Raw genomic sequence first — 13950 nt, 5'->3', positions numbered from 1 at the left:
AGTTCACGACGCCTCCTTGCGTTGCGCCTCGCGCATCTGGTCCAGCACCACCTCGCGCTTGTTGCGCAGGTGGGCGAGCAGCACCTCGCGCATCGCGGCGCCGTCGTGTTTGGCCAGCGCTTCGATCATCTTTTCGTGTTCCTTCACGGCGCGCTTCCATTTCTCGCCGTCCTGGTTGGAGCGGAAGCGCAGCGCCTGCAGCCGCGCGTTGACCTGGGTGTAGACCTGCGCCAGCACCGGGTTCTTGGCGGCGGCGCTGATGGCCGCGTGGATCCGCGAATTGAGCGCGTAGTAGGTGGACAGGTCGCGCCGGGTGTAGGCGGCCATCATCTCGAAATGCATGGCCTGGATCTCGGCCAGTTCCTGCGGCGTGATGCGCTGCGCGGCCAGTTCGCCCGACTGCGCCTCCAGCCCCGCCATCACCTCGAAGGTGTCCAGGATGTCCTGCTCGGTGAGCTGCACGGCCACCGCGCCTCGGTTGGGCAGCAGCTCCACCAGTCCTTCGGCGGCCAGCATCTTGATCGCTTCGCGCAGCGGCGTGCGCGACACTTTGAGCAGTTCGGAGAGCTCGCGCTCATTGAGCTTGGAGCCCGGGCCGATGCGTCCTTCCACCAGCATCTGGCGCAGGCGCTGGGCCGCCTGCTCATGCAGGGCCGCCCGGGGGATGGGGATCACTTCTGCCGTCATGGAGCCGATTGTATGCAAAAAAGGGATGGCTCCAATTCCCTATTTGCGGGTGAAAGCTCTTGACATCGGAATTTTGTATGCAAAAAATGGCGGCCACACCAACCAACCCACCACCATGGTCACGCTCGACTTCCATCCCACCGGCCGCCACTTCCTGCAGATCCCCGGTCCGTCCCCGGTTCCCGACCGCATCCTGCGCGCGATGAGCTATCCGACGATCGACCACCGCGGCCCGGAGTTCGGCGTGCTGGGGCTGCGCGTGCTCAAGGGCATCCAGCAGATCTTCCAGACCAAGCACCCGGTGGTGATCTATCCGGCGTCCGGCACCGGCGCCTGGGAAGCGGCGCTGTCCAACTCGCTGAGCCCCGGCGACCACGTGCTGATGTACGAGACCGGCCACTTCGCCACCCTGTGGCAGAAGATGGCGACGCGCCTGGGCATCAAGCCGGAGTTCCTGGGCCTGCCCGGCGTGGAGGGCTGGCGGCGCGGCGTGCAGGCGCACCTGATCGAGGAGCGCCTGAAGGCCGACAAGGAACACAGCATCAAGGCGGTCTGCGTGGTGCACAACGAGACCTCCACCGGCGCCACCAGCAACATCGTGGCGGTGCGCCGTGCCATCGACGCGGCCAAGCATCCGGCGCTGCTGATGGTCGACTCCATCTCCGGCCTGGCCTCCGCCGAGTACAAGCATGACGAATGGGGCGTGGACGTCACCATCAGCGGCTCGCAGAAGGGCCTGATGCTGCCGCCCGGCATCAGCTTCAACGCGCTGTCGCCCAAGGCGATCGAGGCGAGCAAGTCCGCGAAGCTGCCCAAGGCCTTCTGGGCCTGGGACGAGATCGTCGAGATGAACAAGACCGGCTACTGGCCCTATACGCCCAACACCAACCTCCTGTATGGGTTGGCCGAAGCGATCGACATGCTGCTGGACCCGCACTTCGGCGGCCTGCAGGGCGTGTTCGCGCGGCACCAGCGCTGGGGCGAGGGCGTGCGCAGTGCCGTGCGGGCCTGGGGCCTGGAGATCCAGTGCGTGGAGGCCGCCACCCAGTCGCCGGTGCTGACCGGCGTGGTGATGCCCGAGGGCGTGGACGCCGACGCGGTACGCAAACTTATTTACGAACGGTTCGATCTGTCGCTGGGCACGGGCCTCGGCAAGGTGAAGGGCCGTATGTTCAGAATAGGGCACCTGGGGGATTGCAACGACCTCACCCTCATGGCAGCCTTGTCGGGTTGCGAGATGGGCCTGAAGCTGTCCGGCGTCAAGCTGGCGGGTTCGGGCGTCGCGGCAGCGATGGAGTATTTCGCGGGCCATCCGGCGCCGGTCGCCTTGCAGAAGGCGGCTTGAGCGCGGGAGGTTCCGCAAGGCATCTCGGACCCCTTTCAACCCTTGGAGACGACAACATGCAACGCAGAACCTTCGTGACGGGAGTCGCGGCTTCCATCGCCCTGCCGATGGCGCGCGCGCAGCAGCTGCCCACGCAGCCGGTGCGCATCATCGTGGGCTTCGCCCCCGGCGGCGGCACCGACCTGCTGGCCCGCGTGATCGGCCAGAAGCTGGCCGACATGTGGAAGACCACGGTCATCATCGAGAACAAGGCCGGCGCCTCCGGCACCATCGCCGCCGACTACGTGGCCAAGCAGCCGGCCGACGGCACCGTGCTGCACATGGCGCACATCAACAGCCACGCCATCGTCCCCAACCTGCAGAAACTGGGCTACGACGCCGAGAAGGACTTCCAGCCGATCGCCATGGTGGGCGTCACGCCCAACCTGCTGATCTGCGGCCAGATGCAACCGGCCAAGACGGTGAAGGACCTGGTCGCGCTGTGCAAGGCCAACCCCGGCAACATCAGCTTCGGCTCCGCCGGCGCGGGCTCGGCACAGCACCTGGCGCTGGAGATGTTCATGCTGCAGGCCGGCGTGAAGGCGATCCACGTGCCGTACAAGGGCTCCGGCCCCATGCTGACCGACCTGATCGGCGGCCAGGTGCAGTACAGCTTCGACACCATGACGGCGGCAACGCCGCACGTGAAGAACGGCAAGGCGGTCGCGATCGCGCAGACCCGCCTGAAGCGCGCGGCCGGCCACCCCAACGTGCCGACGATGGCCGAGTCCGGCTTCCCCGGCTTCGATGCGACCACCTGGTACGGCCTGGTCGGCCCCGGCAAGATGTCGCCCGCCCTGGCCAAGCGCATGAACGAGGACGTGAACAAGGCGCTGGTGATGCCCGACGTGATCGAGAAGCTCGAGGCCTCCGGCGCCGAAGACGGCGGCGGATCGCCCGAGAAGATGGCGCAGTTCATGCACACCGAGCTGGCCAAGTGGGCCAAGGTGATCAAGGAAGCCAACGTCAAAGTGGACGCGTGAGCCAAGAGGGCGCAGTCCACCTCGAGGTGTCCGGCGGCATTGCCTCCGTCACCTTCGACCGGCCCGAGGCACGCAATGCGATGACCTGGGCGATGTACGAGCGGCTGCGCGCGATCTGCGAGCAGCTGCGCGACGATCGCTCGGTGCGCGTGGTGCGCTTCCAGGGCGCCGGCGGCGAAGCTTTCGTCGCCGGCACCGACATCGCGCAGTTCCAGGACTTCGACGGCGAACGCGGCGTGCAGTACGAACGCCAGATCGACGGCACGATGCAGCTGCTGGCCGCCTTGCCCATGCCCACCGTGGCGGTGGTGCAGGGCTGGTGCATCGGCGGCGGCCTGGCCATCGCCAGCACCTGCGACTTCCGCCTGGCCACGCCGGCCAGCAAGTTCGGCGTGCCGATCGCGCGCACGCTGGGCAACTGCCTGTCGATCGCCAACGTGGCGGGTCTCGTGGCCGCCTTCGGCCGGCCGCGCGTGCAGCGCCTGCTGCTGCTGGCGGACCTGGTGGGCGCCGAGGAGGCGCAGGCCTGCGGCTACGTGATGGAGGTCGTCGCGCCCGAGGGCATCGAGGCCGCCGCGCAGAAGCTGTGCGGCAAGCTCGCGTCGCTGGCGCCGGTGACGCAGCAAGTCAGCAAGGAGGCGCTCAGCCGCCTGCTGCGCCACGACCTGCCGGAAGCCGAGGACCTGATCCGCCGCACCTACGGCAGCGAGGACTTCCGCGAAGGCGTGCAGGCCTTCGTGGCCAAGCGGCCGCCCGCCTGGAAAGGCCGCTGAGCTCGTCGGTCCCCTGGAGGGCTTTCGTCCTACGCAGCGCCGTGCTCGCGCTGCCTAGGATGGAAGCGATCACCGAGGGCGCACCATGGCCGGCACACCGAAAGATTCCCCGTCGGGCTCCCAGGCCCCCGTGCGTGGCAACGATCCCGACGATCTGCTGACCTCCGTCGCCGGCGAGGAGGATCCGGGAGCCTCGCTGGACCTTCCGGTTGGTCCACCCAGTCACTCCTCGCCACCCGCGGCCGCCGGTGCGCAAGTGCCCATCGGTGCCCAGCCGCCGATGGCGCCGGGCGACCAGGCGCTCGCCGGCACGCCCAGCACCGGGGAGAAGCCGTGCCCGCAATGCGGCGGCACCGGAAAACTGGGCGTGGCCCGCTGCCCCAACTGCCAGGGCACCGGCATCGTGATCGTGGGCATCGCCGGCGCCTGAGCGCGACGGGAGCGCATGCACCACTTCGCTCCCGGCCGCATCGGCGTCCTGCCGCCCATCCTCGCGCTGCAGACCCGCAGCGGGCGGCTCACGTACATGGTGTCCGGTGCCGGCGCACCCGCCATCCTGCTGTTCAGCGGCGCCGGCGTGAGCCTGCAGGGCTGGGGGCCGCTGTACCCGGACATCGAGCACCTGGGGCGGGTCTTCGGCTGGAACCGCTTCGGCATGCAGGGCAGTGACCCGCCGCGCGAGCGGCAAACAGGCGCACGGGTGCTCGGCGCGCTGCGCGAGCTGCTGGGCTACGCGGGTCTGGAGCCGCCCTATGTGCTGGTGGCGCACTCGCTGGGCGGCCTGTTCGCCAACCTGTACGCGCGCCTGTATCCGCAGGAGGTGGCCGGCGTGCTGTTCCTGGAAGCGACGCATCCCGACGACCACGCCGCGCTGAAGCAGCACGAGACGCAGCTGGTGCGCATGCTGGGCAAGATGCTCGTGCTGCCGCAGGTCTTCCTGCGCCGCAACGTCCACGGCGAGCTGGCCTGCGTGGAGGACACGGTGCGCGAGATCGCTTCCGCCGGTGATTTTCCGCAGGTGCCGGTGCGCGTGATCACCGGCGGCCTCACGCCGAAGGCCTGGCTGATGTCACCTGGCGCGGTGGGTGCGAAGCGCGCCAACCAGCAGGCCCTGGCGCGCCTGTCGCCGCTGGGCGAACAGGTGATCGCGCAGCGCAGTGGGCACTTCCCGCAGCTCACCGAGCCGTGGCTGGTGCTGCGGGAACTGCGCGAACTGGTCGGCCGCTCCTAGGCCCGTGCGCGCGCGTCGCGGCGCTCAGGGCTGGTAGCAGGCGCCCGATGCGTCGTGCTCGATCGTCACCAGGTCGCCACCGGCGCCGCCCCAGGCATTGCCGTCGGTGAAGATCAGGCAACCCTCGCCCTTGTACAGCACCTGCATGCGGCGCGCGTCGTTGCCGAAGTAGAACGGAATCCAGCGCTTGCCCGACTCGTAGGTGTGCAGGCGGTCGGGGGCGCGGCCGAACGCGTTCTGCACTTCCGACATCTGCATCCCGATCTGCAGCTTGGCGAACTTGCTCCCGGGGCGGGCCTGCCCGATCACTTCGCCTTCGAACTTGCCGTCGCGCGACTTGACGACCTTGCCCTTGGGCGATGCGGTGGTCGAGGCGGCGGTGGACGGCGCGGCGGCGGCCGGAGCAGCCGGCGCGCTTTCCTGCGCAGGCTGCTTGCTGGCGCAGGCCGCCAGCGAGAGCGCGGCGGCGAGGGTGAGGACGTGGACGGTGCGGTTCATGTGAAGCTTGGAACTCCCTGGTTGTTGGAATGGCTCTGCCGTGCGAATCCTAGGGGTGGCCCTGCGCGCAGGACAAGCAATGCGTGCCTTCGCGCTGTGCCGCGACAACAGCGCAGGGAATCGCTTAATGCTTCAGTTTGCGTCGCGCATCAAGGCGCGCGCTGCAGCCACTTTTCCAGCTGCACGCCATCGAGCACGCCGCTGTACATCGCGGGACGGATGACGCGCTCGTGGTAGCCGTGCTCGTTGTAGAAGCTGCGGGCCGCCACGTTGTCCCAGCGCGCTTCGAGCCGGATGCGCCGGCAGCCGGCGGTGCGCGCGACGTCCTCCAGCCACTGGAGCAGGGCGCTGCCCACGCCCAGGCGGCGGCGGTGGCGGTGCACCGCGAACAGCAGCAGGTGCGCGTCGTCGGCGCGGTAGGACATGATGCCGAAGGCGGCGAGCGCGCCCGGCTCGCCGATCACCGCCACGTTGGTGTCGCGGTCGCGGATCGCGCGGGCGACGCGCTCGGGACGCCAGCTCCACGGCAGCCCGTGCTCGATGGCCTCGCGCGACATGGCGGCGATGGCCGCTGCGTCGGCGGGGAGGGCGAGGCGGACGACGGCGTCGGTGAGCATCGGCGGGTTCCTGCGCCGCCATCGTACGGCAAGCGCGCGGTGCGCGCCGGTGCGCGGGTCAGGCCGCGGCAGCGCCCCGCCGCTGCGTCGCCCAGTGCGCCGCGGCGATGACGAAGGGGAACACCAGCTCGGGAATGAGGTAGGCCAGCCAGACCGCCGCCGGCTCGGGCAGCCCCACCTTGCTGATGGAGAGCAGGCGTCCGATGGCCGCCATCAGCACGCCGAACGCGATCAGGTAGACCAGCGTGCCCTGCTCGCGGATCGTCATCGCGGCCCAGAAACTGATCACGCCCATCGCCAGGTACACCCCCGCCATGAAGCGGTGCAAGTTGTCCAGCCGCGGCGAGGTCTCCGGCTGCCCGAGCGACATCTGCAGCGAACCTCCGAACAGGGCGATGAGCGCGACCAGGAACAGGCAGACCTGGACGATGCGTTGCGCAGTGGACATGGCGTACCTCGCGGGCAGGGGGCGAAGGCCATTGTGCGGCGGACGCCGCTACTTGCCCAGGATCTGCAACGCGACCATGGCCTGCGCCAGGAAGCCGGCGACGAAGGCCAGCGTCCGCACCCGACCGCGCTTCACGCCAGGGCCGGCCCCTTCATGCCCTGCGCATAGGAAGCACGGTCCGCGGCGTAGCAGCCGCAGGCAGCGGCCTGCAGGCCCGCGCGGTCCAGCACGGTCAGCACGCCGCGGTGGTAGGCGATGAGCTGCCGCCGCTGCAGCGTCGCCGCTGCGTGCGTGACGCCGGCGCGCCGCACGCCCAATGCGGCGGCGAGGAATTCGTGCGTCGCGTACACCGGGCCGCGGGGCGCACGGTCCTGCGTCATCAGCAGCCAGCGCGCAAGACGCTCCTCGACCCGGTGGTAGCGCGTGCACAGGGCCGCCTGCGCCAGTTGCGTGAGCGAGACCAGCACGTACTGCTGCATGCGCTCCCGGAAGGCCTCGCTGGAGCGCAACTGCAGGCGCAGCGGCGCCGCCGCGATGCGCAGGGCCGCGCCCGGCCGCACGACGGTCGCGCGCAGCGACGAGGCGTTCGAGCCCAGCAGCAGCGGAATGCCGACCATGCCTTCGGACCCGACCAGGCCCACTTCGAAGGAATGCTGCTCCCCGCCCTCGGCCATGCCCAGCGAGACGATGGCGTCGATCGGGAACCAGGCGTGCGTGGCGCGCACGCCGGGACGCATGAGCATCTGGCCGGCCTCCAGGTCGATGGGTTCGCAACTGGCCAGGAAGCGCTCGCGGTTCGACCCCGCCAGCCGATCCAGCAGGCGGTTCGCGCGGACGGCGGATCCGGGTTCCGGGGCCGGCGGGTTGTCCTTCATCGCGCCAGCGTGGACGCAAATGATGCCTGCGTCTGCGCGCTGGACCACATAGCGGCGTCCGTACGGTGGCGCACAGACGGACGGCGGGCCCGGCCCCAGAGTGAAGGGCGTGCAACAAGGAGATCGCAATGCCCAAGGGCCAACAACGCGGAAACAAGGAAGCCAAGAAGGAGAAGAAGAAGCCGGCGCCCGCGCCCGTCCCCGCCGTCGCCGCCCACGCGCCGGCACCGAACGCCGGGGCCCGCTGGCCCAAGAAGTAGGGCAGCCGGCCGTGACCTGGGGCAGCACCCGGTGACAGCCTGGGTCCGCTCCCGGCTGCGCCCGCGCCACGCGTTCGCGGGCATCGCGCCCTCGTGGGCCGCGGTGGACGAGGCCTACGGTGATGCGCCGCTGCGGGCGGAGGTGCTCAGCGCCGACCAGATGGAGCGGCACGGCCGCGCGCTGGCCGCCGCGCACGTCTGGGAACTCACGCGGGCGACCGATCGCCTGCTGCCCCGCCTGGCGGACAACCGCCGCACGCTCGCCGCCGTCTGTGCCCTCCTGTGCCAGCAACAGGGGCCGCAGTGCCGCACCACGCCGGCCGGCGAATGGCTGGTGGACAACAACTACCTGCTGCAGGAAGAGACCCGCACCGCGGCGCGCTTCCTGCCCACGGGCTACAGCCGCGAGCTGCCGCGCCTGCGCACGGGGCCGGGCGCCGGCCTGCCGCGCGTCTACGACCTCGCCGTGCAGTCGGTGGCGCACGGGGACGGCCGGCTGGAGCTGCCCTCGCTGACCGGCTTCGTCGCGGCCTACCAGACGGTCAGTCCGCTGCTGCTGGGCGAGCTGTGGGCCTTCCCGATCATGCTGCGGCTGGCGCTGATCGAGAACCTGCGGCGCGTCGCCGTGCAGGTGGCCGCCAGCCTGGCCGAACGCAATCTCGCGGCCCAGTGGTCGGACCGCATGTTCGAGGTGGCCGACCGCGATCCCAAGGGGCTGATCCTGGTGGTGGCCGACATGGCGCGCTCGGAGCCGCCGATGACCGCGCCGTTCGTGGCCGAACTGGTGCGCCGCCTGCATGGCCACAGTGCCGCCCTGGCGCTGCCACTCAGCTGGCTGGAACAGCAACTCGCCGAAAGCCACCAGCGCGCCGAACAGCTCGTGCAGATGGAAGCGCAGCACCAGGCGGCCGAACAGGTCTCGGTGAGCAACAGCATCGGCAGCCTGCGCCTGCTCGCCGCCACCGACTGGCGCGAGTTCGTCGAGAGCCTGTCGACGATGGAGCGCACGCTGCGCGGCGATCCGGCCGGCGTCTATCCCCACATGGACTTCGCCACCCGCGACGCCTACCGCCATGCGGTGGAGCGCATCGCCCGGCTCAGCGATGCCAGCGAGGACGCGGTGGCCGAGGCAGCGGTTGCGCTCGCCGCCGAAGCGCCGCGCGATGGCCCGGCCGACGATCCGCGCCAGTCGCACGTCGGTTACCACCTGGTCGGGCCCGGCAGGCCCGTCACGGAAGCCCGCGTCGGCATGCGCCTGGGTACCGCCGCCCGCCTGGGCCGCGCGGTCGCGCGCCACCCGCTCGCCTGGTATGGCGGCGGCATCGTCGGCGCGAGCCTGTTGCTGCCCGTCCTGCTGCTGTGGTGGGCCGGAGCCGGCGACTCCGTCGCGTGGCTGCGGGTGCGGCCCGGCACCTGGCTGGTCGCGGCGGGGCTGGTGCTGCTGCTGGCGGCCAGCCAGCTCGCCGTGAGCCTGGTGAACTGGCTGGTGGGCCTGCTGGTGCGGCCCAAGGCGCTGGCGCGCATGGATTTCTCGCGCGGGATCCCGGCGTCGGACCGCACCCTGGTGGTGGTGCCCACGATGCTGGGCAGCGAAGAGGGCATCGCCGCGCTCGTCGAAGCGCTGGAAGTGCGCTACCTCGCGAACCGCGACCCGCAACTGCGCTTCGCCCTGCTGACGGACTTCCAGGATGCGCGCACCGAACACGAGGCGCGCGACGGCGACCTGCTGCGCGCGGCGAGGTCCGGCATCGAGGCGCTGAACGACAAATATCCCGACGCCGGCTGCTTCTTCCTGTTCCACCGGCCGCGCCAATGGAACCCGGGCGAGGGCGTCTGGATGGGCTACGAGCGCAAGCGCGGCAAGCTCGCCGACGTCAATGCGCTGCTGCGCGAGGGCGACACGGGGCGCTTTGCCGCCGTGGTCGGCGAGCTCGCTCTGCTGGAGGACGTGCGCTACGTCATCACGCTCGACACCGACACCCAGCTGCCGCGCGACGCCGGCTGGAAGTTCGTCGCGACCATGGCGCACCCGCTGAACCGTCCGCGCTTCGGCGGGCCACCGGACGCGCCCCGCGTGGTGGAGGGCTACGGCATCCTGCAGCCGCGCGTGGGCGTCAGCCTGACCGCCGCCAACCGCTCCCTGTACGGGCGGCTGTTCGGCGGCGATCCCGGCGTCGACCCGTACACACGCGCGGTGAGCGACGTCTACCAGGACCTGTTCGGCGAGGGCTCGTTCATCGGCAAGGGCATCTACGACGTCCAGGCGTTCGAGCACGTGCTGGGCGGACGGCTGCCGGAGAACCTGGTCCTGAGCCACGACCTGCTGGAAGGCTGCTATGCGCGCAGCGGCCTGCTGAGCGATGTCGAACTGGTGGAGGATTCGCCCTCGCGCCACGACGCGGACGTGCGTCGGCGCCACCGCTGGATGCGCGGCGACTGGCAGATCGCCGGCTGGCTGCTGCCCCGCCTGCGCCTGCCGGTGGCCGACCCCGGCGACCCGGCGAGCCCGCGCATGGTCGCCGTGCCCAACCCGCTGTCGGCGCTGTCACGCTGCAAGATCCTGGACAACCTGCGGCGCAGCCTGGCCCCGGCCGCGCTCACCGCGCTGTTCGTGCTGGGCTGGACCGTCGTGCAGCCCGCCTGGCTGTGGACGCTGGCGGCGCTGGCCGTCTTCTTCCTGCCCGGGCTGCTGGACCTGGCCACCGACCTGGTGCGCAAGCCGGCGGACCTGCCGTGGTCGCAACACCTGGCGGCGCTGGCGCCCGCGACACTGCGCCGGACCGCGCAAGCGCTGCTCTCGCTGGCCTGCCTGCCCTACGAAGCCTGGGTCAGCCTCGACGCGATCCTGCGCACGGTCTGGCGGCTGCGGCTGTCGGGCCGCCGGCTGCTGGAGTGGCAGCCCTCGATCGAGGCGGAAGGCCGGCGCGCCGCATCGGCGGTGGGCGACCTGTTCGCGGGCTTGCGGCGCATGTGGATCGCGCCCGCCTTCGCGTTCACCGTGGCCATCGCCCTGGCGGCGTGGCATGCCGACGCACTGCCTGCCGCCTTCGCCGTGCTGGCGCTGTGGTTCGCCTCGCCCGCCATCGTCTGGTGGATCAGCCAGCCGCTGCCCCGGGCGCGCAGCGCGCTCAACGCCGCGCAGTCCGCCGAACTGCGCCAGCTGGCCCGCCGCACCTGGGCCTTCTTCGAAACCTTCGTCACCGCCGACGACCACTTCCTGCCGCCCGACAACATGCAGGAGGTGCCGGAGCAGCGCGTCGCGCACCGCACCTCGCCCACCAACATCGGCCTGTCGCTGCTGGCCAACCTGGCGGCGCGGGACTTCGGCTACCTCACCGAGCTCCAGCTGGTCGAACGCACCGCGGCCACCTTCGACACGATGGACCAGCTGGAGCGCTTCCACGGGCACTTCTACAACTGGTACGACACCCGTTCGCTGCAGCCGCTGCGCCCGGCCTACGTCTCCAGCGTGGACAGCGGCAACCTGGCCGGCCACCTGCTCACCCTGCGCGCCGGCCTGTTGCTGCTGGCCGAGGGCACGCCGCAGTGGCTGCGCCTGTTCGAGGGCTTGCGCGACACGCTGGGGGTGGCCCGCCAGCAGCTCACCGGCGGCGACCGGCCGGTGGCCTCCATGCTCCGCTTCGACACCCTGCTGGACACGCACACGGCGCTGGTGCAGGGGACGCCCGACCCGCACGCCTTCGACGAGCTGCGCCGCTGCGCCGTCGCCATCCTCGCCGAGTTCGGCCTGCGTCCGGCCGCGGAGCACGCCGAGGCCGATCGCTGGGTGCGCGCGCTCGTGGCGCAGTGCGCCGCGGCGGACGACGCGCTGCGGCAGCTCGAGCCGCAGGCGGCGCGCGCGCACGGCGTCGCCCTGGACCCGTCGGCGCTGCTCGCGCACCGCGAGGCGCTGCAGGCGCTGGCCGAGCGCGCCGGTGCGCTGGCCGAGATGGACGCCGCCTTCCTGTACGACCCAAGCTGCCACCTGCTGACCATCGGCTACAACGTGGACGACCGGCGCCGCGACAGCGGCTACTACGACCTGCTGGGCTCCGAGGTGCGGCTGGCGGTGTTCGTCGGGATCGCGCAATCGCAGCTGCCGCAACAGAGCTGGTTCTCGCTCGGACGCCAGTCCGCCTCCCTGGGCGGGCGCGCGGTGCTGCTGTCCTGGAGCGGCTCGATGTTCGAGTACCTGATGCCCATGCTGGTGATGCCGACCTACGAGAACACGCTTCTCGACCAGGCGGTGCGCGGCGCGGTGCAACGCCAGATCGACTACGGCCGGCAGCGCGGCGTGCCCTGGGGCCTGTCGGAGTCGGGCTACAACCTCACCGACGCGCACCTCAACTACCAGTACCGCGCCTTCGGTGCGCCGGGGCTGGGGCTGCAGCGGGGACTCGCGGAGGACCTGGTGGTGGCGCCGTATGCGACGGTGCTGGCCCTCATGGTGGATCCCGCCGCGGCGGTGCTCAACCTGCACCGGCTGGCCGGCGAGGGTGCGGCCGGCACCTACGGCTTCTACGAAGCGATCGACTACACGCCCTCGCGCCTGCGGCGCGGCGAGACGCGCGCCATCGTGCGCTCCTACATGGCGCACCACCAGGGCATGAGCCTGCTGGCGCTGGCGCAGGTGCTGCTCGACGGGCCGATGCAGCGGCGCTTCGAGTCCGAGCCGCGGCTGCGCGCCACGCTGCTGCTGCTGCAGGAGCGCATTCCCCGCGGCATCGAATTCCACCAGGAGTCCGCGGAACCGGCCGAGGACCGCGGCAACGTGGCCGGCGCCGAGACGCCCCTGCGCCTGATCACCACGCCCGACACGCCGGTGCCCGAGGTGCAGCTGCTGTCCAACGGTCGCTACCACGTGATGCTCACCAACGCGGGCAGCGGCTACAGCCGCTGGAAGGACCTGGCGGTCTCCCGCTGGCACGAGGACGGCACCGCCGACCCGTGGGGCACCTTCTGCTACCTGCGCGACGTGGAGACCGGCACCTTCTGGTCCGCCACGCACCAGCCCACGCGCTGGCGACCGGACCAGGACGAGACCATCTTCACCGAGGGCCGGGCCGAGTTCCGCCGGCGCGACCAGGGCATCGAGGCGTACACCGAGATCGTGGTCTCGCCCGAGGACGACATCGAGCTGCGCCGCCTGCGGCTGACCAACACGGGCCGGACGAGGCGAACCATCGAGGTGACCAGCTACACGGAGCCGGTGCTCGCGACCGCCGCGTCCGACGCGCAGCATCCGGCCTTCAGCAAGCTGTTCCTGCAGACCGAGATCGTCACCGAGCCGGCGGCGCTGCTGTGCACGCGCCGGCCGCGCTCGGCCGACGACCCGGTGCCTTCGATGTTCCACCTGGTCGCGGTGCATGGCGCCGACGCCGGCCCCGCCTCGCACGAGAGCGACCGCGCGCGCTTCATCGGCCGCGGCCGCAGCCTGCAGGCGCCGGCGGCGCTGTGCGACGCGACGCCGCTGTCCGGCAGCAGCGGCGCGGTGCTCGACCCGATCCTGGCGACCCGGCGGGTCGTCACGCTGGAGCCCGAGCAGACGGCGGTGATCGACCTGGTCTGGGGCGCCGCCGACAGCCGCGAGGCCTGCCTCGCGCTGGTGCGCAAGTACATGGACCGCCGGCTCGCCGACCGGGTGTTCGAACTGGCCTGGACCCACAGCCAGGTGAGCCTGCGCCAGCTCAATGCGAGCGAGGCCGACGCGCAGCTCTATGCCCGGCTGGCCAACAGCGTGGTCCATTCCGACGTCGCGCTGCGGGCGCAGGCCAGCGTGCTGGTGCGCAACCGGCGGGCCCAGTCGGGCCTGTGGGGCTATGCGATCTCCGGCGACCTGCCGATCGTGCTGCTGCAGGTCGGCGAGGCCGCCAACATCGCGCTGGTGCACCAGCTGGTGCAGGCGCACGCGTGGTGGCGACTGAAGGGCCTGCAGGTGGACCTGGTGATCTGGAACGAGGAACGCGACGTGTACCGCCAGCGCCTGCAGGACCACATCCTGGGGCTGATCGCCGGCAGCATCGAGTCGCACGAGGTCGACCGGCCCGGCGGCATCTTCGTGCGCCAGGCCGAGCAGATCGCGCTGGAAGACCGCGTGCTGCTGCAGTCGGTGGCGCGCGTCGTGCTGAGCGACCGGCTGGGCTCGCTGGCCGACCAGGTCGGCCGCAAGCGCGTGCCCGAGCGCCGGGTCGCGC

The 13950-nt window shown here is 71.1% G+C and carries 12 protein-coding genes; 7 read left to right on the top strand and 5 right to left on the bottom strand.

Annotation, left to right across the window (positions count from 1 at the left end):
• Positions 1-3: 3 nt before the first annotated feature.
• A complete protein-coding gene (locus AC1DSA_RS22680; protein ID WP_477893164.1) occupies positions 4-687 on the bottom strand; it encodes a GntR family transcriptional regulator in 684 nt (227 codons plus the stop codon).
• A gap of 115 nt (positions 688-802) precedes the next feature.
• On the opposite strand from AC1DSA_RS22680, the gene AC1DSA_RS22675 reads away from it, so the two are divergent.
• The 5 genes from AC1DSA_RS22675 (at position 803) to AC1DSA_RS22655 (ending at position 5058) form a co-directional block, all read left to right on the top strand.
• Entirely contained in the window at positions 803-2032 is a 1230-nt protein-coding gene (locus AC1DSA_RS22675; protein ID WP_477893163.1) for a pyridoxal-phosphate-dependent aminotransferase family protein, read from the top strand.
• 56 nt (positions 2033-2088) lie between these two features.
• Positions 2089-3054 carry a Bug family tripartite tricarboxylate transporter substrate binding protein gene (locus AC1DSA_RS22670; RefSeq protein ID WP_477893162.1) on the top strand — a complete coding sequence of 322 codons (966 nt, stop codon included), beginning with the start codon at positions 2089-2091 and terminating at the stop codon, positions 3052-3054.
• A complete protein-coding gene (locus AC1DSA_RS22665) occupies positions 3051-3827 on the top strand; it encodes an enoyl-CoA hydratase/isomerase family protein (RefSeq protein ID WP_477893161.1) in 777 nt (258 codons plus the stop codon). The genes AC1DSA_RS22670 and AC1DSA_RS22665 overlap by 4 nt, the downstream gene beginning before the upstream one ends.
• A 256-nt stretch (positions 3828-4083) precedes the next feature.
• Positions 4084-4257, top strand: a complete 174-nt coding sequence (locus tag AC1DSA_RS22660; RefSeq protein ID WP_477893160.1) for a hypothetical protein — start codon at positions 4084-4086, stop codon at positions 4255-4257.
• A 15-nt stretch (positions 4258-4272) separates the two neighbouring features.
• Positions 4273-5058, top strand: coding sequence for an alpha/beta fold hydrolase (locus AC1DSA_RS22655; RefSeq protein WP_477893159.1), 786 nt, complete (start codon positions 4273-4275; stop codon positions 5056-5058).
• Between the two features lie 24 nt (positions 5059-5082).
• On the opposite strand, the gene AC1DSA_RS22650 is transcribed toward AC1DSA_RS22655, so the two are convergent.
• The 4 genes from AC1DSA_RS22650 to AC1DSA_RS22635 form a co-directional block, all read right to left on the bottom strand.
• Positions 5083-5556, bottom strand: a complete 474-nt coding sequence (locus tag AC1DSA_RS22650) for a hypothetical protein (protein ID WP_477893158.1) — start codon at positions 5554-5556, stop codon at positions 5083-5085.
• 149 nt (positions 5557-5705) lie between these two features.
• Positions 5706-6173, bottom strand: coding sequence for a GNAT family N-acetyltransferase (locus tag AC1DSA_RS22645; RefSeq protein WP_477893157.1), 468 nt, complete (start codon positions 6171-6173; stop codon positions 5706-5708).
• A gap of 58 nt (positions 6174-6231) precedes the next feature.
• Complete coding sequence (locus tag AC1DSA_RS22640; protein WP_477893156.1) at positions 6232-6621, bottom strand: DUF4345 family protein; 390 nt, start codon at positions 6619-6621, stop codon at positions 6232-6234.
• A gap of 131 nt (positions 6622-6752) precedes the next feature.
• Entirely contained in the window at positions 6753-7496 is a 744-nt protein-coding gene (locus AC1DSA_RS22635) for a Crp/Fnr family transcriptional regulator (protein WP_477893155.1), read from the bottom strand.
• Between the two features lie 128 nt (positions 7497-7624).
• Between AC1DSA_RS22635 and AC1DSA_RS22630 the strand changes: the two genes are divergently transcribed.
• Complete coding sequence (locus tag AC1DSA_RS22630) at positions 7625-7756, top strand: hypothetical protein (protein ID WP_477893154.1); 132 nt, start codon at positions 7625-7627, stop codon at positions 7754-7756.
• A 31-nt stretch (positions 7757-7787) separates the two neighbouring features.
• A partial coding sequence (locus tag AC1DSA_RS22625; RefSeq protein WP_477893153.1) for a glucoamylase family protein occupies positions 7788-13950 on the top strand: 6163 nt, incomplete at its 3' end.

Source organism: Ramlibacter sp. P4_H7, assembly GCF_056400765.1.
This window is presented reverse-complemented; position numbering and strand designations above follow the sequence as displayed.